The following is a 23,290-nucleotide window of genomic DNA, read 5'->3' as shown; positions in this document are numbered from 1 at the left end:
ATGTCGTGGAGATGCACGCAGAGCCTGCGAGCGAGAGGGTTGGCCGCCTCGTCGCGCTGAACGCCGTCCTCACCGTCGTGGCCCGTCACTCGAACCTGCTCCTGCCGAGGCCGTTCGAGGAGCTCGCCGGGGCCGTCGGCCGGTTCGCCGCGTTCCAGCTCTTCGCCGTGGTGTTCCCGGAGCCGGAGGGCGGGCTCCGCGCGTACGCGGTCTTCCGCGGCGACGCGCTCGCAGCCGCGCCGTTCGGCGCGCGCCTGCCGGCGCCCGCGGCGCTCTTCCGGCGGGTGTTCGCCGAGGGTGAGCCGTTCTCCTGCGACGACGTCCGCGCGGGGAACGCGCTCGCCCAGATGGGGGCCGGCGAGGGGTGTCTCTCGTACGTCGCGCTCCCGGTGCGGGCCGCGCCTCCGGGCGCCGAGCCCGGCCACCCCGCCGCGCGCTCCGGGCCGGCCGGCGCCGGGGCCGGCGGCTTCGGCTGCCCGATCATCGCGGCGCTCGTCGTCGGCTACGGGGACGCCGGCGCGGCGGCCTCGGCGCCGTTCCCGCTCCTCGAGGAGATCGCCGGCGCGCTCGGCGCCGGCCTGGATCGCTCGCTGCGCGTCGTCGCCGGGGAGCGCGAGGCCGCCGAGCGGCTGCTCAGGATCCGCGAGCTCGAGGAGCAGCACCGGAACCTCCTCGACAACGCGCCGCTCATCATCTTCCGGCTCGATCCCGAGTCGGGCGAGCTCTCGTTCCTGAACCGGCACGCCGAGCGGCTCCTGGGCGTGCCGGTGGCCGAGGCGCTCAGGACGCCGGGCTTCCTCGGGGAGGCCCACGCCGACCCGGAGGGCGTGATGTGCTTCGAGGACGCGGTCGCGCGGGCCAAGCTCGGGGCCCCGTCGGCCTCCTACGAGGCGCGCCTGCGGCGGCGGGGCGGCGACGCGATCACCGCGCGCGGCACGGTGTACCCGCTCGTCTCGGATCGCGGCCGCGTGGTGGCGATCGAGGGCGTCCTCGCGGACGTGAGCACCGAGCACGCGGCGCGCACGCGGCTCATCCAGGTCGATCGCCTCTCGACGCTCGGCACGCTCGCGGCCGGCGTCGCGCACGAGATCAACAACCCCGCGGCGTTCATCCTGCTCGGCCTGGACATGCTCGACCGCCTCCTGCGCGGCCCGAACGTGCGCATGGAGGGCAGCGCCGCCTCCAGCGCGTCGGAGCTCGTGAAGGAGCTGCGCGACTCGATCAAGCGCATCGTCGACATCGTCCGCGATCTCAAGCTGTTCGCGAGCCCGCCGCAGCCCGAGGGCTCGCGGCGCACGCTGACGGACGCGAACCGCACGGTCGAGTCCGCGCTGAGCCTCACGCGCGGCCAGATCATCGAGCGGGCGCAGATCGTGAAGAACCTCTCCGAGGTGCCGCCGATCCTCATGGATGACGGCCGGCTCGGCCAGGTCATCGTGAACCTCCTCGTCAACGCGGCCCAGGCGATCGCGAAGCCGGGCTCGAAGCACGAGGCCCGCGACCAGACGGTGACGGTCGAGACGCGGAGCGACGGGGAGACGGTCGAGATCGTGGTGAGCGACACCGGCGCCGGCATCGCGGAGGAGAACCTGCCGCGCATCTGGGCGCCGTTCTTCACGACGAAGGGGCCGGAGGTCGGTACGGGGCTCGGGCTGTCGATCAGCCGCGAGATCATCGAGCGCGCGGGCGGGCAGATCACGGCGGAGAGCCCGGTCCCGGGGCGCGTCCCGCCCGGCGGCGCGCGGTTCATCATCTCGCTGCCCGCGGCGGGGCGGACGGACGAGGCGACGCCGAGCGTCTCGCCTGTGCCGCGGCTCGTCTCGAAGCGGGTGCGGGTGCTCGTGGTGGAGGACGAGGCGTCGCTCGCCCGCGCGCTGTCCGATCAGCTGGGCCGCGTCCACGAGGTGGCGCTCGCGCCGAGCGCCGACGCCGCGATGGGGATGCTCGCGGGCGGGCAGCGCTTCGACGTGGTGCTCTGCGATCTGCGCATGCCCGGCATGTCGGGCGACGTCTTCTACACGCGGATCCGCGAGAGCGATCCCGTGCTGGCCCAGGGGTTCATCTTCATGACCGGCGTGGGCTTCGGCGCGGACGTCGAGCGGTTCCTCGCCTCGTCGGGCCGCCCGCTCCTGGAGAAGCCGTTCTCCGCCGAGGACGCGCTCTCCGCGATCGCCGAGGTCGTCTCCGCGAACTCCGCGCCCCGCGCGGAGGCGCGCGACAGCAGCAGGTGAGAGGCGCCCGCGCTGTCGCCAGTGGGGCCTCACCGCCGTCCACGTTGCGCGCTCGCGATCCGTGACCGGCGCGCCCGCTGGAGCGCGCTGGTCACGGACCGATCAGCCGAGGAGCTGCGCGCAGATCTGCTGGAGCTCCCGCAGCACGTCTGGGGTGGCTTGCAAGGTGATCCGGGAGCGGTGCTCGCCCTCCTGGTAGCTCAGCGTGAGCAGGACGACGGGCGCCGCGATCCTCGCCCCGCGGCTCGCGGCCGCGATCGTGTCGACGCGCCAGTCGACGCCGGTGAGCAGTTTGCCGTGATCGAGCAGCGCGCCGCGCACGATCTCCCGCCGCACGACCGCTCGGGCCTGGTCGTAGCCGGCGAGCAGGATCGCCTGGAGCTCCTCGGCGCCCTCGCCCGGCGCGAGCGCCGCGAGGTCGGCCGCGAGCGCGGCGCGGTCGAGGTCGCGCTTGCTCGCCTCGCGGACGAGGAACCGGCACGCCTTGAGCACGCGCGCGAGCGCCCCGGAGTCGACCTCGTGCCGGCGGCAGAATGCGTCGAGGAGCCGCTCGACGGCGGCGGGCACCGGCTCGGCGAGGCTGGGCCCGAGCGCCTCCCAGAGGCGCTGCCGCGCGCCCTCGGGCAGCTCCAGGAGCCGGCGCAGGTCGGCGGCGAGCTCCGGGGGCGGCGGCGCGCCGCCGAGGCAGCGGAGCTCGGCACCGCGCGGGCTCATCGGCTCAGCTGGATCGGGACGTAGAGCGCCCGCATCGTCGCCGCCGTGCCCGCGCGCGTGTACCCGGCGAGGCCGAACAGGACGTTCCACCAGTGGCCTTCCGGGGTCTCGCCGTACGAGAACAGGGGGACGAGGTGGAACTCCCACTCCTTGCCGTTCCGCACCCGGTGCTCCCGGTACACGGTGTTGAGCGCGACCTGCGTCACCGACGTCGGGTCCGCGAACCGGAAGAAGAACGGCAGGGCCACCGTGGTGCGCGACGTCGGCGACGCGAAGTCCCAGAGGAACGGCGCGACGACGAGGTGCGTCGTGTCGCGGTTCCTCCCCGAGTAGAAGAACGGATAGATGTCCGTCTCCCAGCCGGTGAGATCCCGCGTGTGCCGCACGAGCGGCGTGAGCCAGGTGGTGTCGCTCAACCCGTGGCGCTTGAAGCGGCCATAGAACGGGAAGAGGACGAGATCATCGCTGCGCGGCGAGGTGTTCCGGTAATAGAACGGGAGCAGGAACGTCCGCTCGAGATCGATGGCCGGATCCCGGTATTGCCAGAAGAGCGGCGTGATCATGTCGAGCTCCGTCCGCCCTCGGTAGCGAGCGTAGCCCCAGGTCGCGAAGGTGCTCTCCCCCTCCTCGCCGCGCGCCTTCAGGAAGAGCGGCGTGATGAGCAGGCTCTTGTTGCCCTCGTACCCGTAGTGGAAGAACGGGAACAGCGTCGTGCGATCGTGGTTCTTGCCCCAGCTGTGCCAGTAGAAGGGCATGATGTTGAACACGTCGCCCTTGCGGGAGTGCTGCCACATCAGCGGGCCCCACACGTTCGTGGAGCGGTCTCCGACGTCGCTGTAGTGGTAGTAGTGCAGGAGCGGCGGGATGACCTCGTACTCGCTGCTCTCGTCGTGGCCGTAGAAGTAGAGGGGGGCCAGGCCGAGATCGATCTTGTCGGCGGAGCGCGTGTCGCACGCGGGGCCGCCCTTCCAGCTGCAGAAGAGGGGGCCGACCAGGTTGAAGCCGCTCTGCGCCGTGTGATGCGTGAAGGTCAGCAGGGGAGGGATGTGGAAGTAGCCGCTCCCGTCGTCGCGCTTGCCCTCGAAGAAGAGCGGCGCGAGCCAGTTGTCGTGCCGGCCCGGCTCTGCCTTCCGCCCCGGGCTCGCGGGGCGACCCTCGGACTCGCGGTGCATGAACGGGCCGACGATCGTCGTGTACGTGTTCTCGTCGCGGAGCTTCCAGAAGAAGGGGAAGAGCACGTCGGCGTCGACGTCCTTGCTCCGGCGGTTGTAGTAGAGCGGCGTCACCATCGTGGCGCGGTCGCCGGGCATCCGGCGCTCCGCCCACAGGGGGAAGACCGTCCTGAACTGGTAGCTGCCGCTCCGCTCGCTGTAATAGGGGCCGTACCAGTCGCGCTGGATCTCCGCGGCGCGCCCGACCTCCCACTCGCCGACGTCGTTCGTGCCGATCTGCTTCTTGACCGCGGGCGGCACCGCCAGCGGGTCCTCCGGCAGGGTCGGCTCCTGGGTCTGGATCGGGCTCTCCTCGGACGTCGGCGCCGCGTGCGTCTCCGGCGTGCCGGGCGGCGGCTTCGGCGGCGCGCTCGCGGGCGGCGGCTGCGTCATGCCGGGCTGGCCGAAGCCGACCTGCGCCGCCGCGACGGACGGCGCGGCGAGCGCCGCCAGCGCCGCGGCGAGCGACAGCGCCGCTCCCGCGCGTCGAGCGCGGCCCCGCCCCTCGCCCGCCGGCGCGCCGCGCGCCCCTCGCGAGCAGCCCTGCGCTCCCATCGCTTCGGAGGTCAACGCGCTCCCCGCTGGCCGCCGGGCGACGCCTCGAGGGCCCGATCCGCGAGCACGCGCGCCGCACCCTCCAGCGGGATCTCCTCCTGCACGTGCGCCACGAGATCCTTGATCTGGAGCACGCCGCGCTCGATCTCCGCGTCGCCCAGGATCACGCAGAGCCGCGCGCCGAGGGAGTCCGCGCGCCGGAGCATCGCCTTGAGCCGCCCGCCGCGCCCGTCGAGCTCGACCGGGACGCCGAGCGCGCGCAGCTGCTTCGCCAGCACGAGCGCCTGATCCGCGCCGCTCTGGCCGAGCGGGGCGAGGAAGCAGCCAGGCCTCCGGCGGGGCGAGGCGCCGGGCATCATCGTGAGCAGCCGCTCCATCCCCATCGCGAAGCCGATCGCGGGAACGCTCGGCCCGCCGAGCCCCGCGACCATGGCGTCGTAGCGGCCGCCGCCCGCGAGCGTGCTCTGGGCGCCGAGATCGCCCGCGGTCGCCTTCACCTCGAAGAGCGTGCGCGTGTAGTAGTCGAGCCCCCGCACGAGCGACCGATCGACGACGTAGTTCACGCCGAGCACGTCGAGGCAGCGGCGCACGCCGTCCCAGTGCGCTCGGTCCGCGTCGTCGAGCAGATCGAGGATCGACGGCGCGTCGCGCGACACCTCGTGATCGCGCTGGTCCTTCGAGTCGAGGATGCGCAGGGGGTTCTTCTCGAGGCGGCGCTGCGAGTCCTCGCTGAGCTCGGCCTTGCGCGGCGTGTAGTGGGCGAGCAGCGCCTCGCGGTAGCGCTCGCGCGTGCCCGCGCTGCCGAGCGAGTTCACGTGAACCACGAACTCGGCGACGCCGATGCGCTGCAGGAAGCCGGCGACGAGGTCGATCGTCTCGGCGTCGCAGAGCGGCCCGGGATCGCCGAAGAGCTCGCAGCCGGCCTGGTAGAACTGGCGGTAGCGCCCCTTCGCCGGCCGCTCGCCGCGGAACATCGGGCCGAGGTAGTACCAGCGGGTGACCGGCTCCTTCGCGTGGACCGCGTGCTCGACGTAGGCGCGCGCGGCGCCCGCGGTGCCCTCGGGGCGGACGGTGAGGTGATCGCCGTGGCGTTCGAAGGAGTACATCTCCTTCTCGACCACGTCCGTCGTCTCCCCCATCTGGTGCCGGAAGAGCTCCGTCGGCTCGAGCAGCGGCGTGCGCACCTCGGCATAGCCGTGGAGCTCCGCGTGGAGGCGGAAGGCCCCCTCGAGCTTGTGCCAGCGCTCCACCTCTTCGGGGAGGATGTCGTTCATCCCCCGTACCGCGCGCAGTTCCATCGCGCGGCGCTTATGGTCGGTGCTGGCGAGCGGGTCAAGCTGGTCGGATGCTTCCGGGTTACGCTCGGGTCTCGCCGGCGCGTCGCCCGAGGGCTATGGGGTCTTTTCAGAGGCATGGCAAAGGCGAAGGCACGCGCTGCGGCGATCGATCTTGGGAAGGCCCGCGTGGGCGTGGCCGTGACCGACGAGCTCGGGCTCTACGCGCACCCGCGGCCGCTGCTCGACGGGCGAAACCGCAAGGCGCTCCTGGAAGCCCTTGCGGCGCTCGTTCGGGACGAAGGCATCACCCGGTTCCTGGTGGGGCTGCCGCTCGAGATGAACGGGGACGAGGGGCCCGCCGCGCGGCGGGCGGTGGCCTTCGCGCAGGCGCTGGCGGACGCGGCCGGCGTCGAGGTGGAGCTCGTCGACGAGCGGCTGACGACGGTCGAGGCGGCACGGCGGCTGCGCGACGGGGGCGTCTCGGGGCGGAAGAGCAAGGAGCGCGTCGACGGTGCGGCGGCGGCGCTGCTGCTCCAGGCGTGGCTCGACGGACGGCGCTAGACCGCTGCACCCCGCGCTGGCCTCGACCGGGAGTCGCGCGGCCCGGGATCGTCGGGGCTACCGGCTCTCGCTGCGGAGCAAGAGGTACGCGCCGGCGGCGCCGACCGCGCCGACCGCGAACAGCACGACGTCCCACATGGGCCAGGCGACGCCGGCCGCGCGCCGGAGGACGACGGCCTCCACCACCCGCACGAGCAGCGACGCGAAGCCGTACGCGCACAGGCCGACCACGATCGGCCGGCGCAGGTTGTCGGCCAGATCGACCGCCTTCATGCTGTTGTTCCAGACGGTCTTGCGCACGTGGCTCGCGCTGATCAGCGCAGGGGTGATCAGCGCGAAGCCGATCCCGGACGCGAGCAGGACGGCCTCGAGGCCCGTCAGGTTGTCGGTCACCTGGCCGCCGCGCGACAGGCGGATGATCGCGGTGACGAGCGTGATCAGGCTGCCGGCGACCCAGAAGAGGCCGAGCGCGAAGAGCAGCAGGATGAGCGGCCTCGCCATGCTCACCTGCTGCGCCTGGCGGAGCTGCATCGTCGGCGCCACGCGCGGCGCCGACGGCATCGACACGCGCGGCCCGGGCGACCCGGGGGCGTCGAGCTCCTTGGGCCCGGACTCGCTGGTGTCGTAGAGCGCGAGCTCCGCGTCGAGCTCCTCCATCGTCTGGTACCGATGGCCGGGCTCCTTCGCCATGGCCCGCTGGATGATCATCTCGAGCGGCTCGGGGATGCTCGGCTCGAGCGAGCGCGGGCGGGGCGGGTCCTCGGTCAGCACCGCGGTGAGCGTCGCGGTCGGATCGTTGCGGTCGAACGGGCGGCTGCCGGTGAGGGCGCAGTAGAGGATCGCGCCGACGGCGTAGATGTCCGCCCGGTGATCGACGCGCTCGCCGCGGGCCTGCTCCGGCGCCATGTACGAGGGCGTGCCCATGATCATGCCGGTCTGCGTGAGCGCGGCGCCGGGCGCGTCGTCGACCTTGGAGATGCCGAAGTCGATCACCTTGGCCGTCGGCATCGCGAGGTCGCCGGTGAGGAACACGTTCTCCGGCTTCATGTCGCGGTGCACCACGCCCTTCGCGTGGGCCGCGGCGAGCGCCTTGCAGATCTGCCGGACGATGCGCACGGCGGGGCCGGTCTTCATCTTGCCGGCCTCGTTGAGGTAGTCGGCGAGCTCCTTGCCTTCGAGGAACTCGTTCACGAGGAACGGACGGCCCTCCGCGGTGCGGTGGACGTCGAAGACGGTGACGACGTACGGGCTCTGCACCGCGGCCGCGGCCTCGGCCTCGCGCTGGAAGCGCGAGATCACCTGGGGCTGCCGCGCGAACTCCGGGTGCAGCATCTTGATGGCGAACCGCTTGCTGGAGATCCGCGTGTGGCGCGCCTCGTAGACGCGCCCCATGCCGCCCTCGCCGACGACGCGCATGACCGTGTACGTCTCGTTGAGCGTCTTGCCGACGAGATCGTCGCGGAGCGCGTCGTCCTCCGACTCATCGAGCGTCGCGGCGTCGCGCGGGCAAACCCTGAACTCGGCCGGGTACCTGACCCCGCAAGTGGGGCAGACCTTGGGGGTCGAGTTGTCGCTCCCGGGGGTCGGGAGCGCCGTGGCGGAGGAGGAGAGGCTCGTCATCGCGTTCGCGATATGAAGGTCCGACTGCGAGCCGCGCGCGTCCGACTGCGGTCGGGAGGCTTCGTCGGGGGGCCGGATGGTGCCGGGCATCGCCGACCGAGGGTAACCAATCGGCCGTTCTGGGGGTGACAAATCGCGCGGCCGTGTCGACCGCGTTGACGGACCGAGGCACCTGCGTATACTCGCGCGCTCCTCAGCTCACTGGCCTGAACTTCGCGGGCTCCCGCCACCACGGGCGTGGTGCTCACATTCAGGCGTCACTTGGCCAGCCGCCGGTCCCGTTCTTTCCGTTTTCGGAGAAGACGAGCCGGCCCGGACGCTCGGTAGCGCACCGGCAGGGCCATGGAGAGCCAGCCATGCTGCACTCGGTTCAGAAGACGGACATCATCCAGAAGTACGCGATCCACGACGGCGACACCGGGTCGCCGGACGTCCAGATCGCCCTCCTCAGCGAGCGGATCAACCAGCTGCAGGAGCACTTCCGCACGCACCAGAAGGACCACCACTCCCGCCGCGGCCTGCTGAAGCTGGTGAGCCAGCGCCGCCGGCAGCTCGACTACCTGAAGCGCGTCGACATCGAGCGCTACCGCAGCCTCATCAGCCGCCTCAACCTCCGCAAGTAGCGCGATCCTCGGGCCGCTCAGGCCCGGGGTCCCGGCGCGAGGCGTGCGCCGCACGCCCGCGCTGCGCGAGAGCAGGCGACCTCGCCTGCCGCCGGCCTGCTGGGCCTGTCTGTCCCACCTGCTGCTTCACCACCACCGGCGGTTCCCCCAGCGGCTCGCCCGCGTGGGATCGGTCCTGCTCGCGGCCGCACGCGCGCGGTCCGCCTCGTCCGCGGCTCCGCGCGCGCCTTTCTGCACAAGCACCCCTGCGCGCGCGGCCGTTCCGGTCCCTTCCGTTCGGGAGGTTTTGCGGGACGCACCCCTGAACGCCTGCGTTTTGCGCTGGCGAGAGCGGAGCGGACGCTCTAAGGAGGTCACTCATTGACCACGGACCGGCGGGGCGATCGGGCCTCGCCGTTCCCGAGCGCGGGCTCCGCGCGTCTTCGTCTTCGCTTCGTGCGCAGCAGGTCGGCTCCTGCGCAGGAACCGAGGAAGAAGAGCAGCCCCTCGCGCTCGGCGTAGCGCCGCACGCAGCGGCCCTCGCGATCGTGCGAGAGAGAGCTGAAATCCCCATGTTCGTTCGTGAATCCGTCATGGTGGGCGGCCGTGCCCTCACCCTCGAGACCGGCCGCCTGGCCAAGCAGGCTCACGGGGCCGTGCTCGTCACCTACGGCGATACGATGGTGCTCGTGACCGCCGTCTCGCAGGACGAGCGGCCGGGCCTCGACTTCTTCCCCCTCACCTGCGAGTTCGTCGAGAAGACGTACGCCGCCGGCAAGATCCCCGGCGGCTTCTTCAAACGCGAGGCGCGCCAGCGCGAGGAGGAGATCCTCTCGAGCCGCCTCATGGATCGCCCGCTCCGCCCCCTCTTCCCGGAGGGCTTCAAGCGGGACACGCAGATCATCGCGACGGTCCTCTCCAGCGACAAGCAGAACAAGGCGGACGTCCTCGCCCTGACGGGGGCGAGCGCCGCGCTGCACATCTCGGACATCCCCTGGCACGGGCCGGTCGTGGGCGTGCGCGTGGGCCGGCTCGACGGCGAGTTCGTGGCGTACCCCACGGTCGCCGACATCGAGCGCTGCGACATCGACCTCGTCGTCGCCTGCTCGCGCGACGCGATCGTGATGGTCGAGGGCGGCGCCGCGGAGGCGACCGAGGCGGAGATCATCGACGCGCTGATGTTCGCGCACGAGACCGCGCAGCCGGTGCTCGATCTGATCGAGAAGATGCGCGCCGCCGTGGGCAAGCCGAAGCGCGAGTTCGTCGCGCCGGCGCTGCCGGAAGAGATCAAGCGGCGCGTCGCCCAGATCGTCGACGAGGACCTGAAGGCCGCGACGAAGGTGACCGACAAGAAAGCGCGCTACGACGGCTACAGCTCGCTCAAGAAGAAGCTGACCGAGACGCTGAGCGCCGAGCTCGGCGCCGACAAGCTCCTGCCCTTCCAGGGGCTCGTGAAGGCGGAGTTCGAGGAGCGCAAGGCGCACGTCGTCCGCACCTACGTGATCGAGGAGGGCAAGCGCATCGACGGCCGCGACGGCAGGAGCATCCGGCCCATCATGTGCGAGGTCGGCCTGCTCCCGCGCGTGCACGGCAGCGCCCTGTTCCAGCGCGGCGAGACGCAGGCGATCGTCACGACGACGCTCGGCACCTCGACCGACGAGCAGAAGATCGACGGCCTGATGGGGGAGACGTGGAAGCGCTTCTACCTCCACTACAACTTCCCCCCCTTCTCGACCGGCGAGACGAAGCCGCTCCGTGGCCCCGGCCGGCGCGAGATCGGCCACGGCGCGCTCGCCGAGCGCGCGCTCTCCCGGATGATCCCGGCGCCGGATCAGTTCCCGTACACGATCCGCATCGTGTCGGAGACGCTCGAGTCGAACGGCTCGTCGTCGATGGCGGCCGTCTGCGGCGGGTGCCTCTCGCTCATGGACGCGGGCGTGCCGATCAAGTCGCCCGTCGCGGGCATCGCGATGGGGCTCATCATGGAGGGCCAGCGCTACGCGGTGCTCTCGGACATCCTCGGCGACGAGGATCACCTCGGCGACATGGACTTCAAGGTCTGCGGCACGGCGCGCGGCGTGACCGCGATCCAGATGGACATCAAGATCGCGGGCCTGAGCCGGCAGATCCTGATGCAGGCGCTGGATCAGGCGCGCGAGGGGCGGCTCCACATCCTGGGCAAGATGCTCGAGACGCTGCCGACCACGCGGCCCGAGCTCAGCCAGTACGCGCCGCGCATCACCACGGTGCGCGTGAAGCCCGACCAGATCCGGCTGATCATCGGCCCCGGCGGCAAGACCATCAAGGGGATCGTCGACCAGACCGGGGTCGCGATCGACGTCGAGGACGACGGCACGGTGAACGTCGCGTCGGCCGACTCCGAGGCCGTGAAGAGGGCGCTCGACATCATCAAGGGCCTGACGGCCGAGCCCGAGGTCGGCGCGACCTACAAGGGGACGGTCAAGCGCATCACCGACTTCGGCGCCTTCGTCGAGATCCTCCCGAACACCGACGGCCTGCTGCACATCTCGGAGATGGCCCACACGCGCGTCGAGCGCGTCGAGGACGTCCTCAAGGAGGGAGATTCGCTCGACGTGAAGGTGCTGAGCGTCGATCGCGAGGGGAAGATCCGGCTGAGCCGGCGCGAGCTGCTCCCGCTCCCGGAAGGCGAAGAGGGCGATCGGGCGCGCGAGCGCATGGCGCAGGCGCGCGACGCCGGCCCGCCGCCGCGGCGCGATGGGCCGGGCGGGCGCGGCGGCGATCGCGGCGGCGATCGCGGATCGCGGCCCGGCATGGATCGCGACCGAGGCGGACCGCCGCGCGAGCGCCGAGAGCGCCGCTCCTAGTCTCAAGGCCCCAGGCGGGACCTCATGCCGCGCTGCGGCGCGCGCCCGAGCCACCCCGCCGCTCACTCCCCCTCAGACAGCTCTCCGATTCGCGGCGATCCGCGGCCGCGCGCGCGGATCGCTGCCGCGCGCGGCTGGGCGCCGCGCTCCGCTGCTGCGTTGACGCGCGGGTGCGCCGCGCCGCGCAGCGGCTCATCCTCCAGCTGCTTTGTTGGAATCCGGTGAAGTCCGCATGGCCCGTTCACAATCGGGGTAGTGTCGCGACCCCTGCTCGTGGCATGCTCCGCCCGTGCTCGTACGCAGAGCGAAAATCGTCTGTACCATTGGCCCTTCGTGTGACTCTCAAACGACGCTGGAGCAGCTCATCCGCGCCGGTATGGATGTCGCTCGACTCAACTTCTCTCACGGCTCGCATGAGGATCATGGCAAAGCAATCGCCACGGTCCGTGCGGCTGCGGAGGCATGCGGGAAGCCTGTGGCGATCCTGCAGGACCTCTGCGGCCCGAAGATCCGAGCCGGTCGCTTCCCCGGCAACACCTTCGAGGTGGCTGACGGGGCTACCGTATGGCTGACCGAGGCGAACAGGGACAGCCCTGTCGCGACGCCCGGCGAGATCCCGATCCTCTACGAGGGGCTCGCGTCCGATCTGCAGCCGGGTGACGTCGTCCTGATCGACGACGGCCGCGTCGTCGTCACCGTGACCAAGGTCGAAGGGGACCGCGTCCAGGCCGGCGTGACGCAGGGCGGACGCCTTCGCGATCGCGTCGGCGTCCACCTGCCCGCCAGGCGGGTGCGCATCTCCGCGCTGACCGAGAAGGACAAGGCCGACCTCAGCTTCGGCCTCGCGCAGGGGGTCGACTATGTCGCCCTCTCGTTCGTCCGCAACGCGGACGAGGTCCGGCACGTCCGCGACATCTGCGAGGCCTGGGGTCGCCCGACGCCGATCGTCTCCAAGATCGAGACGCCAGGCGCCATCGACAACCTCGAGGCGATCATCCTCGCCTCGGACGGGGTGATGGTCGCGCGCGGCGATCTCGGCGTGGAGTTCAACCCGGAGCGGGTGCCGATCATCCAGCGCGAGATCCTCGGCCTCGCCCGCGTTCACCAGAAGCCGGTCATCGTCGCGACCGAGATGCTCCAGTCGATGGTGACCGCGACGCGCCCGACGCGCGCCGAGGCGAGCGACGTGGCGACGGCCGTCTTCGACGGCACCGACGCGGTCATGCTCTCGCAGGAGACCGCGACCGGCGCGCACCCGCCGCTCGTCGTGCGGATGATGGCCCGCATCGTGACGGAGGCCGAGCAGAGCTCGTTCTACCGTTATCTCTCGAGCGAGCAGCCCGGCCAGCGCGCCAACGTCCCGGAGGCGACCGCGCGCAACGCGTGCGACATCGCGCGGGACATCGGCGCGAAGCTGATCCTCGCGTTCACCGAGAGCGGCCTCACCGCGCGGTACGCGTCGAAGGCGCGCCCCGTCGTGCCGATCGTCGCCTTCTCGCCGAACGACACGACGCGCCGGCGCCTCGCGCTGCTCTGGGGCGTGGTGCCGTTGCCGATCGACGCGCTCCGGAACTCGGACGAGATGATCGAGCGCGCCACCGGGTACCTGCTTGCGAACGGCCTCGTCTCGCCGGGCGACAAGCTCGTCACCATCTTCGGCGCTCCTGTCGGCGTCTCGGGGTCGACCAACACGATTCGGGTGAAGGTCGTTGAATGAGCCTGCCCGCCCGCGATAGGGGCTCGTCGGGCGAGCAGGAATCCTTCTCCAGAAACGCGGGCGCAGAGGTCCTCCCGAAGCTCGAAAAATACGAGCTGATCGAGGAGCTAGGCCACGGCGGGATGGCCACGGTCTACCGCGCCCGCGACCCGCGGCTCCGCCGCGAGGTCGCCGTCAAGATCATCCACAAGCACCTCCGGGAGAACGCGGAGGTCGGCACCCGCTTCGTCGCCGAGGCGCGCGCGGCGGCGAAGCTGCGCCACCCCGGCATCGTCGAGGTGTACGACGTCTCCAGCGAGCAGGACCGCGAGCGCTACCTCGTCGTCGAGCTGCTCCGCGGCGCCACGCTGCGCAAGATCCTGGGCGCCCACCGCGAGATGCCGGCCGAGATCGGCGCCGCGGTGGTGCTCGAGCTCTGCGACGCGCTGGAGCACGCGCACGCGTCGGGGATCATCCACCGCGACGTGAAGCCGGAGAACGTGCTCGTCGAGCTGCCCTCCGACCGCGACGGTGAAAGCCGCCGGGACGGCGCGAGCGTGGTGATCAAGCTCACCGATTTCGGCATCGCCAAGATCCTGGACGCTCAGGGCGTCACCTCGACGGGGCAGGTGCTCGGCTCTCCGGCGCACATGGCGCCGGAGCAGATCGAGGGCGGCGAGGTCGACGCGCGCACCGACGTGTTCGCGCTCGGGGTGCTCTTCTACGAGTGTCTCGTCGGGCACCTGCCGTTCGAGGGCAAGAACCCGGCGCAGGTGCTCCGCAAGGTGCTCGAGGGGATCTACCCGGAGGCCGAGCGCGAGCGGGCCGCCGTGGGCGCGCGCTGGAGCCGGATCGTCGCGGGCGCCCTCGCGCACGACATCGCCGCCCGCCCGGCGAACCCTCGCGCGCTCGCGGATCAGATCAGGGCCGAGCTCACGGCGCTCGGGATCGCGGAGCCGCGCGCCGAGCTCGCCGCCTACTTCGCCGACCCGGCAGGCTACGCCGAGCGGCACGTCGCGCGGCTCGTCCCGTGCCTCGTGGCGCGCGCGGAGGCCGGCCGCAAGCGTGGCGACGTGCCCGGCGCGGCCGCGGACTACAACCGGGCGCTGGCCCTCGCGCCGAACGACCTCACCATCCTCAAGCGGCTCGCGAAGCTGAACGCGAGCCGCAACCGGCAGAAGCTCGCGCTGCGCGCGCTGCTCGTCGCGCTCGGGTCGGTGGCGCTCGGCCTCGCCGCGTTCACGATCGCCCGCGCGCTCCGCGACCTGCCGCCGGTGGACGGGGACGCGCTCGCGGCGGCCGAGCCGCCGCCGACGCCGACGCCGACGCCGCCGACGCCGCCGACGCCGCCCATCGACGCCCTCATCCCGTCGCCGAACGTGCGCGCGGTCGCGCCGAGCGCCAGGGAGGTCGCGAGCGCGCCGCGGCCCCGCGCGCGGCCGCCGTTGCCGCACATCCCGCGCGCGGCCGCGCCGGCGGAGGACGTTCCGGCGGTGCGCGACGTCGTCTTCCAGATCGTCCCGAGCGGCGCCAGGCTGGTGCTCGATGGCGCCGAGATCAGCTGGTTCGGCGCGAACAAGGTCACGCCCCTCAAGATCGGCACACACACGGTTCACATCAGCGTGCCCGGCTCGCGGTGCTGCAAGCCGTACGCGGGCGTCATCTCGGTCGTGGCGCCGAAGCCCGGCGTCTCCGCGCCGCAGCGGATCGTCCACAAGCTGGAGATCCTGCCCAGCACGGTCGTCCTGAGCGGCGCGCCGCCGAGCGCGCAGGTCGCGTGCCCGCAGATCGGCCTGATCGGCTACGCGGGCACCCCGCAGGCCGTGACCTTGAACGACGTGTCCTGGAGCGGGAGCTGCCTCTTCACGCCCGCGTCGCCGGAGGCCGCGCCGCGCGTCGGCAACGTGACGCTGGTGGCCGGCGAGCCGAACACGGTTTCCTGGCCATCCGGCTGACGGCATTGCCGTCATTGTGGCGTCCGCTCCGGAATTCTCAGCATCCCCGCCCAAATTCCGCTACATCACGGCGCACCCCTTCCGCATGGCTGCGCGAACTCCAGGCAGGAGATCTCCCGGCGCTCGCTTCCCATCGGTCGGGGGCTTCCGCGCCCTGCGCGCGCCGCGGCGCCTCGCGGCGGCGGCCGCCGCAGCCCTCGCGCTCTGCTTCGCGGCGCCGGCGCGCGCCGACGACGTGCAGCAGTTCGAGCTCGCCAAGACGCGCTTCGACGCCGGGCACTACGAGGAGGCCGTGAGCCGCTTCGCGGCGATGCTCGATCCCGCGAACGCGCCCTGCGAGCGCGGCCCGATCGAGGCGGAGGGCAAGCCGTGCAGGATCTCCGAGCCCGGCCTGGTCGAGCGGGTGCGCGGCCTCGCCGCCGCGGCGCTCGTGGCGCTGCGGCGCACGAGCGAGGCCGAGGCGTACATCGAGAAGATCCTCCTCGACAACCCGGTGTACTCGCCGAACCCGGCGGTGTTCCAGCCCGAGGTCATCGATCGGTTCACCGCGGTCCGGGCGCGCATCCGGGCGCGCATCGAGGAGGTGACGCGGCAGAAGGCCGAGGCGCAGCGCGCGGCGCGGCTGCGGATCGAGCGGGGCCGCGAGGACGAGCGCCGCTGGGTCGCCGAGCTCCACCGCCTCGCCGGGCGCGAGCGGGTCGTGGCGCAGAACTCCCGCTGGACCGCGATGCTGCCCTTCGGGGTGGGGCAGTTCCAGAACGGCGACGATGGGCTCGGCTGGTTCTTCCTGGTGAGCCAGGCCGTCGCCGGCGGGACCTCGATCGTCTCGGCGATCGCGCTGGCCAGCTACGAGAACGTCGACATCTCGCCGAGGTCCTCGGGGCAGGGCGGCGGCCCGGCGCAGAGCGTCGACATCGACGCGCTGAACAGCCGTATCGGGACCGCGTCCGCCGTCAACCGCGTGGCCTTCGGGGCGTTCGCGACGCTCGCCGCGGCCGGGATCGCCCACGCGCAGATCACGTTCGTCCCCGAGCGGGTCTCCTTCCGGACGCGCCCCGTGCCGCCGCCGCCGCCGCCGAGCTTCACCGCCGCGCCGACGATCTCCGTGGTCCCCGGCGGCATGGTCGCGGGGCTCACCGGCCGGTTCTGACCGGGGGCGCCGCGCGGCTCACGCCTTCCGCGCGGCGGCGATCCAGAACCCGCCGAGCTGCGCGAGCGGCGTGTCGCACAGCGCCCACTCCGCCCCGCGCAGGAGGCGCCCGAGGCCCGGCACGCGCATCGCGGCCGCGAACGGCGTCACGATGCGCACCCCGCGCGAGGCGACGACGCGCACGCCGTCCGGCATCAGGGCGGCGGCGGCGCTCGGCGCGTCGAAGCGCGTGAAGACGGCGCTCTCCCGGGTCCTGTCGCTGATGGCGCCCGCCGGGCCGAGCCGCTTCACGAGCCCGCGCAGGCTGTAGGGGTTGTAAAACTCGGCGATCACGTGCCCGCCGGGCCGCACCACGCGCGCCATCTCCGACAGCGCTCGACGGACGTCCTCCACGTGGGCGAGCACCTTGAACGAGCACGCGACGTCGAAGCTCTCGTCGGCGAACGGCAGGTCGGTCGCGCTCCCCTCCACGACGTCGAGCCCGCGCTCCCGGGCGCGCTCGAGCATGCCGGGCGAGAGATCGACCCCGCGCGCGGCGCGCGCGAACGCGCCGATCCGCGCGAGCAGGAGCCCGGTCCCGCACCCCACCTCGAGCACGTCGCGGCCGTCGCCGAAGCGGCGCACGAAGTCGACCTCGAGCGCGTCGACGAGGTCGTGGTAACCTCCAGGATCGCGCCCTCCGCGCCGGGCCTCGTAGCGCGCTGAGAACTCGTCGTAGTACGCCCGCGTCGCGCGCAGGTGCTCGTCCGTGCCGGCCTCTACCGTCTGGGCTCCCATGGGCCCGCTATAGTACTCCGCGCCGCGGGCTGCCCGCGCTCCTTGCGCTCCTTGCGCTCCTTGCGCTCCTTGCGCTCCTTGCGCTCCTTGCGCTCCTTGCGCTCCTTGCGATTCACCGCGCCGGGCCGCATCTCTCCTGCGAGGTGACCGATGAAACCCGGCGACCATCCCGATTTCTTCCGCTTCGCGCCGCCCCCAGGGACCTCCCGCGAGAGCTCGATCCGGCTCGATCGCGAGGGCCGCTTCTGGCACGACGGCGCCCGGGTCGACCATCCGGCGATCGAGCGCGGGCTCCGGTCCTGGATCGGGCGGCACCCGGACGACGGCCGGCCGATCCTCACGAACGGCTACGACTGGTGTTACTTCCAGGCCGACGACGCGCCGCTCTTCGTCGACGCGCTCCGGATCGGCGAGGGCGGCGCGGTCTCGCTGCTCCTGTTCGACGGCACGGAGGAGCCGCTCGATCCGGCGACGCTCTCGCTCGGCGAGGACGGCGTCGTGTACGCGCGCGCCCGGAGCGGCGCGCTCGAGGCGCGCTTCTCGCGCCACGCGCAGACGCAGCTCGCCCCGCTGCTCGTCGAGGCCGAGCCGCCCACGCTCTGCGTCGGCGGGCGCGAGGTCGCGCTGCCCCCGCGGGCCGCGCGCTAGCCCTGCGCGCCGGAGATCCAGGGCGGGATCGCTGCGGCGCGGGGCCGAGGCGGCCGCGCTCGGCTCGGTGGTGGCCGGATTTGAACATGAAGGCGGGAAGGCGGGAAGAAAAGGTCAATGATCTTCCCGCCTTACCGCCTTCATGTGAATCACTCCGGGGCAAATCAGGCCACCCCCCATCGGCTCAGTACCGGTACTGCCAGAGCAGGTCGAGCATGCCCGAGGTCGCCTGGCGCGCGTCGACGCCCACCGTGCCGCGGAGCGTCCAGTGCTCGCTGAAGCGCCAGTCGATGGTGACCTCGGTCCGCGTGCCGCGCTCGCTCGCCGTCCCGCCGGGGGTCGGCCCGCTCGAGCCCGTCGCGGCGCTCTGCTGCGCGCCTTCCTGGAAGGTGGCCTGCGCCGTCAGGTTGTCGCTCAGCCGGTAGACCACGCTCGTCCGCAGCGCGCCCTCGGACGTCGTCCCGAACCGCGTCGTCAGCCCGCGCAGCGGCGCGATGCCGCTCAGCAGCGCGTTGAACTGCGCCGACGCGATCTCGCTGCCGACCGACGCCGCGACGCCGCCGGCCGCGAGGCCCGCGGGCGTCTGGGAGCCCGCGGCCTGCGCGCCCTCCGAGAAATCGGCGCCGAACAGGAGCCGCGCGAGGATGTCCTGCTGCGAGCTCGGCGGGCTCGAGGTGAAGCGCAGCGTCCTGTCGGTGATGGGCCGGAGGTTGCCGTTGAAGGCGACGTGGATGCGCGTGCCGTCGGGGGCGTCCCAGTGCGCCGTGACGTTCAGGTGCGGGTTCGACGCGTCCTCCTCGCGCAGGCGCACGCGCCCGCCCTCGATCTCGAACACCTTGCCGTAGATCTCGAGCTCGCCCCGCGTGACCTCGATGCCGCCCGACACCCGCGTGTCCTCGCCGATCACGACGCGCGGCGGCGCGTCCTCGGCGCCCCTCAGGCGCAGCCGTAGCCCCGCGCCGCTGACGAACGCGTCGCGCACGTCGAACGTCACGGTGTAGCGGAGCGCGTCCGCCGCGCGCCGCTGCTTCTCCGGCCCGAGCGGGTGCGAGACGGAGATGTCGGGGTTGTCGTCGAGCGGCTGGACGTCGCGGCTGCTCGTCGCCGGCAGCGAGACGCGGAGCGTGGGGACTTCCGGGACCGTCACGTACAGCGCGAGCTCGCCCGGCTTCTTCTCCGCGATGAACGACAGCGCCCCGGAGGCGGTCCCGAGCGGCACCCCCTCGAGCGTGAGCGGGAGGGCCTGGTCCTCGGCGATGGTCAGCGCCCCGGCGCCGTCGCGCAGCGCCAGCCCGGCGAGCCGGAACAGGGCCCAGCCCTGCGCCATCCCGGTCGTGCCCGCCGCGCGGAAGCCCTCGATCCGGAGGACGCCGCCCTCGGCCGTGATGCGGGCGGCCACGTCGCGCAGCTCCTGCCCGAGCTCCGGGATGTGCACGACGCCGTCCGTGACCTGTAGCTGCGCGCGGAGGTTCCCGTCGGCGTCGGACGGGCCGCCGAGCTCGATGCGGAGGTCGCCGTCCAGCGTCCCGTCGACCTTGCTCAGCAGCCCGCCGACCAGCGGCTGGAGCGCCGCGAGCCGGAAGCGCTCCGCGGAGATGGCGAGGTCCGTGCGCTCGCCGTCGAGGACCGGGAGGAGCCCGCCGCGGAAGCGCACGCTGGCGAAGGCGTTCGCGCGGATCTTGCCGCCGCGCCGGCCCTCGAGGGCGAGCTCGGTGACGCGGAGGTGCCCGCGCCCGGCCTCGCGCATCGGGTCGATCCGCAGCGCGAGCACGCCGCGATCGAAGGCGAGGTCGTTCCCCAGCGTGACGCCCGGCACCGTGAGGCGCGCCTTCAGCGACGGCGCGATGTTGAGGCCGCGCATCTCGATCTCGCCGCTCACGCGCCCGGCGATGCCGCTGTCGGCGAGCAGGGGGATCTCGCCGAGCGGGACCTCGCGCAGCGTCGCGCGGAAGGAGCCGGTCCACGCCGGGGGCGGAGGCGCGCCCTTCCGCGCGCGCGCCGGGACGTCCGCGAGCAGGCGCTCGAGCGGCGCGAGCACCTCGGCGCTCACGGAAGCGATCTCGGCCGCGCCGCGCGTGACGTGCGCGTCCAGCGTGGCCTTCTCGCTGTCGTACGTGAGCCACGCGTCGAGATCGGTGGGGAAATGGAGATCCGTCGCGCTCGAGGCGCCCGGCGGCGCATAGGTCAAGCCCCACCAGAGGGTGCGCGCCGTCAGGAACGGACGCTCGATCGTGCCGCTTGCGTACGCGTCGATCCGCACCTCGCCGGCGAGCGGCGGGAGCGCCTCGCGCACGAACGAGGGCAGCGTGGTGAGCTGGTCCATCCCGCGTCGCGGGATGGACGCGTGCGCGGCGATGGGCGAGCGCAGGAGCGACGACCACCGGTCCGCGGGCGGCCCCGTGAGCGCCTCGAGATCGAGCTCGATCGCGCCGGAGACGTCGGCGAGCAGCCCGCCGTCGTACAGGGTCAGCGCGGCGTCCGCCTTGCCGGTCGCGCCGCTGAACGAGCCCCTGAGCTGCGCGTCGACGAAGCGCGACTCCCAGGCCGGGCGCTCGGCGCCCAGCCGATGAGGACCGGCGAGCGCGAGGCCGTGCGTCCGCACGAGCACGTCGTGCAGCGAAGGCAACGGCTCGCCGGCCGCGCGCGACACCCCGAAGCTGGTCGTGAGCTTGCCGCGCACCTCGCTCACGATGTGCCCGATCGGCATGAGCTGCGCGAGGCAGCCGAGGTCCCAGTCGTTCGCGGCGACCTCGGCCTTTCCGACCAGGGTGGTCCAGGTCTTCGCGCGCAGCAGGGGCCCTTCCAGCGTGCCCTCGGCGCCGGACACACGCACGCTCGCGAGGGTGCCGGCGCACCGCGGCAGGGCGTCGTTCCACGCGCCGCTCGGCGGCTGCGGGCCCTTCCCGTTCGGTTGCGGCGATGTCGCGTCGATGCGCACGGACCCGTCGGCCTTGACCTGGTCGCGATCGAAGGTCGCCGTGAGCTGCGCCGAGATGCCGGACAGGAACGCGACCTCGCCCCCCGTGAGGCCGAGCCGCACGTGGCCCGAGCGCCCTGTCTCGCGGTCCCGATCGAGCGCGACGTCGACCTCCGCGCGCCCGCGCACGCGGATCGGGATCCCGAGGAACCGGGCCACGCGGCCGACGTCGATGCCGTCGCCCTGGAGGCGTCCGGTCACGTCATCGCCCCGCACCGCGAGCCGGCCCTTCAGCGAGCCGAGCTCGGCCGAGGAGAGATCGAGCCCCTCGACGGCGAGCCCGCCGGCCGAGGAGGTGATCGCCGTGATTTTCCCCGCCACCGCGGCGCCGTCGCGCTTCAGCTGGAGCTCGACGTCGCGGAGGGCGAGGGGAGTGGAGGTCAGCCGCGCGGAGGCGCTCAGGGCGTCGTCGCCGTCGGTGAGCGCCGCGCGGAGCTTCGGCGAGGCGAGCGGGCCGGAGATCCGCGCGGTGACCTCGTCGAGCGTGTGGCCGCCGGCGAGCGCCTCCTTCCCGGAGAGCGATGCGTCGATCGCGAGCGCCTCGATCGGCCCGGAGACCCGCCCCGCGACGCGCGCGCTGGCGAGCGCGACGTCCTGGCCGACCCGGAGCCCGGCGAACGCGCCTTCGACACGCGCGTCGAGCGCTCCCCCGCGCAGGCTCCCCTCGACGCGCACGCGGCCGGCGCCGTCGACGGGCCCGGCGAGGCGCGGCGCCGCGGCGATCGCCGGGATGTCGGCCGTCGCCGCGAAGCGGAGGCCCTGGCCCCCCGGCAGGAGCGAGACGGCGGCGTCGATCGGTGCGCCCGGCTCGTGGAGGTGCACGCGCGCGTGGAGCTCGCCGCGGTCGAGCACGAGGTGGACGTCCGCCGCCGGCACGCGCTGCCCGAGCAGCGCGGTGGGCTCGGTCCGCGCCTCGACGGAGAGCCGGAGCAAGTCGCCGAGCTCGACGCGCACCCGGCCGTCCGCGGTGATCAAGGGCGCCGGCTCGGAGCCGCGCTCCGGCGCGGGCTTCGCCGCGGCAGCGCGGAGCCGGGCGGGCGCAACGCGGGGCAGGGCGGGCGCGGCGTGGGTCAGGGTGGGTGCGCCGCGGGGCAGGGCGGGCGCGGCCGGGACGGGCGCCGCGCCGGCCGGGACGGGCGCCGCGCCGCTCGCCGCATCGGGCGAGAGGCGCACGCCGAAGAGCCGCAGATCGACGTCGCGCGCCTGGACCTCCGCGTCGAGCCGCACGGGCCCCGCCACGTCGAGCCGCCCGGTGAGGGCGAGGCCGCCGCCCGCCCGGCCGGCAGGATCCGCCGAGGCCGAGGCCACCACGTCGAGCTGAGGGAGATGGCCGTCCACGGCCACGCGCGCGGAGATCGGCTCGATGAGGGGGTGGTCCGGGAGGAGGCTCCGCAGCTGCTCCGGCGTGGCGCGCGGGACGCTCGCCTGCGCCTCGAGGTGCCCCTCGTCGAGCACGGCCCGCGCGGTGATCTCGACGTCGGCGAGCCGACCGGCGAAGCTGCTCCACATCAGGACCTTGTCTCCGGCGCGGAGGTGGTAGTTCGCCGTGCCCGCCGTCCTGGCCGGCAGGAACGCGCGATCCACGAGGCCTGTCTGATCGACGTCGACCGCGACGCCCTCCGGGCCGACGTGCACCGACCCGAAGAGCCGGCTGACATCGGCGTCCAGCGCGCGCGGCGGAGCGACCTGCCCGTGGACCCACCCGCGCCCGATCTCGACGTGCGAGAGGGCGACGACGACGTCGCGCGGAGGCGCCTCGGGCTTGGACGAGGGCGGGCTTCGCGGCGGCAGCGGCGTGAACGTGTCGCCGAGGGTGACGCCCCCCGCGCCGTTGTCCTGGACCAGCACGTCGGCCTGCTCGACCCGGATGTACGGGACCTCGATGCGGAGCGCGCCCGCGCCGAAGAGCGCGCCGCGGAGCATCGCGAGCACGTCGGCGCGCGCCTCGAGGCCGCTCGCGCGGATGACCTTGTTCCCCCGTGGATCGAGCGCGACCGCCGATCGGATCCGCACGCCGCCCAGGCCGAGCGCGTCGATCTCGTCAGCGACGATCCGCCCCTGGAACAGCGAGCCGAGAAGCCGGTTCGTGGCGTCGCGGGCCACGCGGCGCGCGGCGGGCGTGTCGAGGTGGAGCGCGACACCGACGGCCGCGGCGCCCGCGAACGTCAGCGTGAGCCCGAGCGCCGCCGCGACGGCGGACGCAGCGCGGCGCGCGCGTCCCGGCGCGCGCGGCGGGCGCGGTGCCGAGGAGCGCCGCGCCTCGGGTGCGGGGTCGGGCGTCACGGCGGGTAGCTTAGTACGCACGGGGCGCGGCGACCGTGCTGGCGCGCGGCGCGACGGCAGGCGGCGGAGGAACGCCGCGCCGCCGGATCGAGCGCCTGGGGAGCGCGCCCGAGCCGGATCCACGCGCGCCGCAGGGAAGTCCTCGCCGGAGCGCCACGACCTGCGACACGCCGCCACGATGTGCGCC

At 73.2% G+C, this 23,290-nt stretch carries 14 protein-coding genes; 8 read left to right on the top strand and 6 right to left on the bottom strand.

Going from position 1 to position 23,290, the window contains the following annotated elements; genetic code table 11:
• Positions 1–11: 11 nt before the first annotated feature.
• Entirely contained in the window at positions 12–2,231 is a 2,220-nt protein-coding gene (locus WMF27_RS22800) for a hybrid sensor histidine kinase/response regulator (RefSeq protein WP_437766787.1), read from the top strand.
• A 102-nt stretch (positions 2,232–2,333) separates the two neighbouring features.
• Here the strand turns inward: WMF27_RS22800 and WMF27_RS22795 are convergent, their stop codons facing one another.
• Genes WMF27_RS22795 through hisS form a run of 3 tightly spaced genes read right to left on the bottom strand, consistent with a single transcriptional unit; the run spans position 2,334 to position 6,009 of the window.
• Positions 2,334–2,945: a COMM domain-containing protein gene (locus tag WMF27_RS22795; protein ID WP_437766788.1), complete on the bottom strand. Its 612-nt coding sequence runs from the start codon at positions 2,943–2,945 to the stop codon at positions 2,334–2,336.
• Complete coding sequence (locus tag WMF27_RS22790; protein ID WP_437766789.1) at positions 2,942–4,726, bottom strand: hypothetical protein; 1,785 nt, start codon at positions 4,724–4,726, stop codon at positions 2,942–2,944. The genes WMF27_RS22795 and WMF27_RS22790 overlap by 4 nt, the downstream gene beginning before the upstream one ends.
• Positions 4,723–6,009, bottom strand: coding sequence for a histidine--tRNA ligase (gene hisS / locus WMF27_RS22785; RefSeq protein ID WP_437766790.1), 1,287 nt, complete (start codon positions 6,007–6,009; stop codon positions 4,723–4,725). The genes WMF27_RS22790 and hisS overlap by 4 nt, the downstream gene beginning before the upstream one ends.
• A gap of 114 nt (positions 6,010–6,123) precedes the next feature.
• On the opposite strand from hisS, the gene ruvX reads away from it, so the two are divergent.
• Positions 6,124–6,549 (top strand): Holliday junction resolvase RuvX, encoded by a 426-nt coding sequence (gene ruvX / locus WMF27_RS22780; protein WP_437766791.1) that lies wholly within the window; start codon positions 6,124–6,126, stop codon positions 6,547–6,549.
• A 57-nt stretch (positions 6,550–6,606) separates the two neighbouring features.
• Here ruvX and WMF27_RS22775 read toward each other — a convergent pair whose 3' ends face one another.
• A complete protein-coding gene (locus WMF27_RS22775) occupies positions 6,607–8,169 on the bottom strand; it encodes a serine/threonine-protein kinase (RefSeq protein WP_437766792.1) in 1,563 nt (520 codons plus the stop codon).
• Between the two features lie 356 nt (positions 8,170–8,525).
• Here WMF27_RS22775 and rpsO point away from each other — a divergent pair, with 356 nt between their 5' ends.
• The 5 genes from rpsO (at position 8,526) to WMF27_RS22750 (ending at position 16,418) form a co-directional block, all read left to right on the top strand.
• Complete coding sequence (gene rpsO, locus WMF27_RS22770; protein WP_437766793.1) at positions 8,526–8,792, top strand: 30S ribosomal protein S15; 267 nt, start codon at positions 8,526–8,528, stop codon at positions 8,790–8,792.
• 551 nt (positions 8,793–9,343) lie between these two features.
• Positions 9,344–11,617 carry a polyribonucleotide nucleotidyltransferase gene (gene pnp / locus WMF27_RS22765; protein WP_437766794.1) on the top strand — a complete coding sequence of 758 codons (2,274 nt, stop codon included), beginning with the start codon at positions 9,344–9,346 and terminating at the stop codon, positions 11,615–11,617.
• Positions 11,618–11,906: 289 nt separating this feature from the next.
• Positions 11,907–13,334: a pyruvate kinase gene (gene pyk, locus WMF27_RS22760; RefSeq protein WP_437766795.1), complete on the top strand. Its 1,428-nt coding sequence runs from the start codon at positions 11,907–11,909 to the stop codon at positions 13,332–13,334.
• Positions 13,331–15,268 (top strand): serine/threonine-protein kinase, encoded by a 1,938-nt coding sequence (locus tag WMF27_RS22755; protein WP_437766796.1) that lies wholly within the window; start codon positions 13,331–13,333, stop codon positions 15,266–15,268. The genes pyk and WMF27_RS22755 overlap by 4 nt, the downstream gene beginning before the upstream one ends.
• 85 nt (positions 15,269–15,353) lie before the next feature.
• A complete protein-coding gene (locus WMF27_RS22750; RefSeq protein WP_437766797.1) occupies positions 15,354–16,418 on the top strand; it encodes a hypothetical protein in 1,065 nt (354 codons plus the stop codon).
• 18 nt (positions 16,419–16,436) lie between these two features.
• Here the strand turns inward: WMF27_RS22750 and WMF27_RS22745 are convergent, their stop codons facing one another.
• Positions 16,437–17,195 carry a class I SAM-dependent methyltransferase gene (locus tag WMF27_RS22745; protein WP_437766798.1) on the bottom strand — a complete coding sequence of 253 codons (759 nt, stop codon included), beginning with the start codon at positions 17,193–17,195 and terminating at the stop codon, positions 16,437–16,439.
• 150 nt (positions 17,196–17,345) lie between these two features.
• Between WMF27_RS22745 and WMF27_RS22740 the strand changes: the two genes are divergently transcribed.
• A complete protein-coding gene (locus tag WMF27_RS22740) occupies positions 17,346–17,843 on the top strand; it encodes a hypothetical protein (RefSeq protein WP_437766799.1) in 498 nt (165 codons plus the stop codon).
• Between the two features lie 184 nt (positions 17,844–18,027).
• On the opposite strand, the gene WMF27_RS22735 is transcribed toward WMF27_RS22740, so the two are convergent.
• Entirely contained in the window at positions 18,028–23,103 is a 5,076-nt protein-coding gene (locus tag WMF27_RS22735; RefSeq protein ID WP_437766800.1) for a translocation/assembly module TamB domain-containing protein, read from the bottom strand.
• Positions 23,104–23,290 lie beyond the last annotated feature (187 nt).

This window comes from Sorangium sp. So ce281 (assembly GCF_051527395.1).
GTDB lineage: Bacteria > Myxococcota_A > Polyangia > Polyangiales > Polyangiaceae > Sorangium > Sorangium cellulosum_B.
The sequence above is the reverse complement of the archived record's forward strand: the minus strand, read 5'-3'. Positions and strand labels throughout refer to the sequence as shown.

Bases quoted from the DNA above. Each gene is read 5' to 3' on its own strand.
- WMF27_RS22800 (WP_437766787.1), top strand. From the start codon at position 12: ATGCACGCAGAGCCTGCGAGCGAGAGGGTTGGCCGCCTCGTCGCGCTG.
- WMF27_RS22795 (WP_437766788.1), bottom strand. From the start codon at position 2,945: ATGAGCCCGCGCGGTGCCGAGCTCCGCTGCCTCGGCGGCGCGCCGCCG.
- hisS (WP_437766790.1), bottom strand. From the start codon at position 6,009: ATGGAACTGCGCGCGGTACGGGGGATGAACGACATCCTCCCCGAAGAG.
- ruvX (WP_437766791.1), top strand. From the start codon at position 6,124: ATGGCAAAGGCGAAGGCACGCGCTGCGGCGATCGATCTTGGGAAGGCC.
- WMF27_RS22775 (WP_437766792.1), bottom strand. From the start codon at position 8,169: ATGACGAGCCTCTCCTCCTCCGCCACGGCGCTCCCGACCCCCGGGAGC.
- rpsO (WP_437766793.1), top strand. From the start codon at position 8,526: ATGCTGCACTCGGTTCAGAAGACGGACATCATCCAGAAGTACGCGATC.
- pnp (WP_437766794.1), top strand. From the start codon at position 9,344: ATGTTCGTTCGTGAATCCGTCATGGTGGGCGGCCGTGCCCTCACCCTC.
- WMF27_RS22755 (WP_437766796.1), top strand. From the start codon at position 13,331: ATGAGCCTGCCCGCCCGCGATAGGGGCTCGTCGGGCGAGCAGGAATCC.
- WMF27_RS22750 (WP_437766797.1), top strand. From the start codon at position 15,354: ATGGCTGCGCGAACTCCAGGCAGGAGATCTCCCGGCGCTCGCTTCCCA.
- WMF27_RS22745 (WP_437766798.1), bottom strand. From the start codon at position 17,195: ATGGGAGCCCAGACGGTAGAGGCCGGCACGGACGAGCACCTGCGCGCG.
- WMF27_RS22740 (WP_437766799.1), top strand. From the start codon at position 17,346: ATGAAACCCGGCGACCATCCCGATTTCTTCCGCTTCGCGCCGCCCCCA.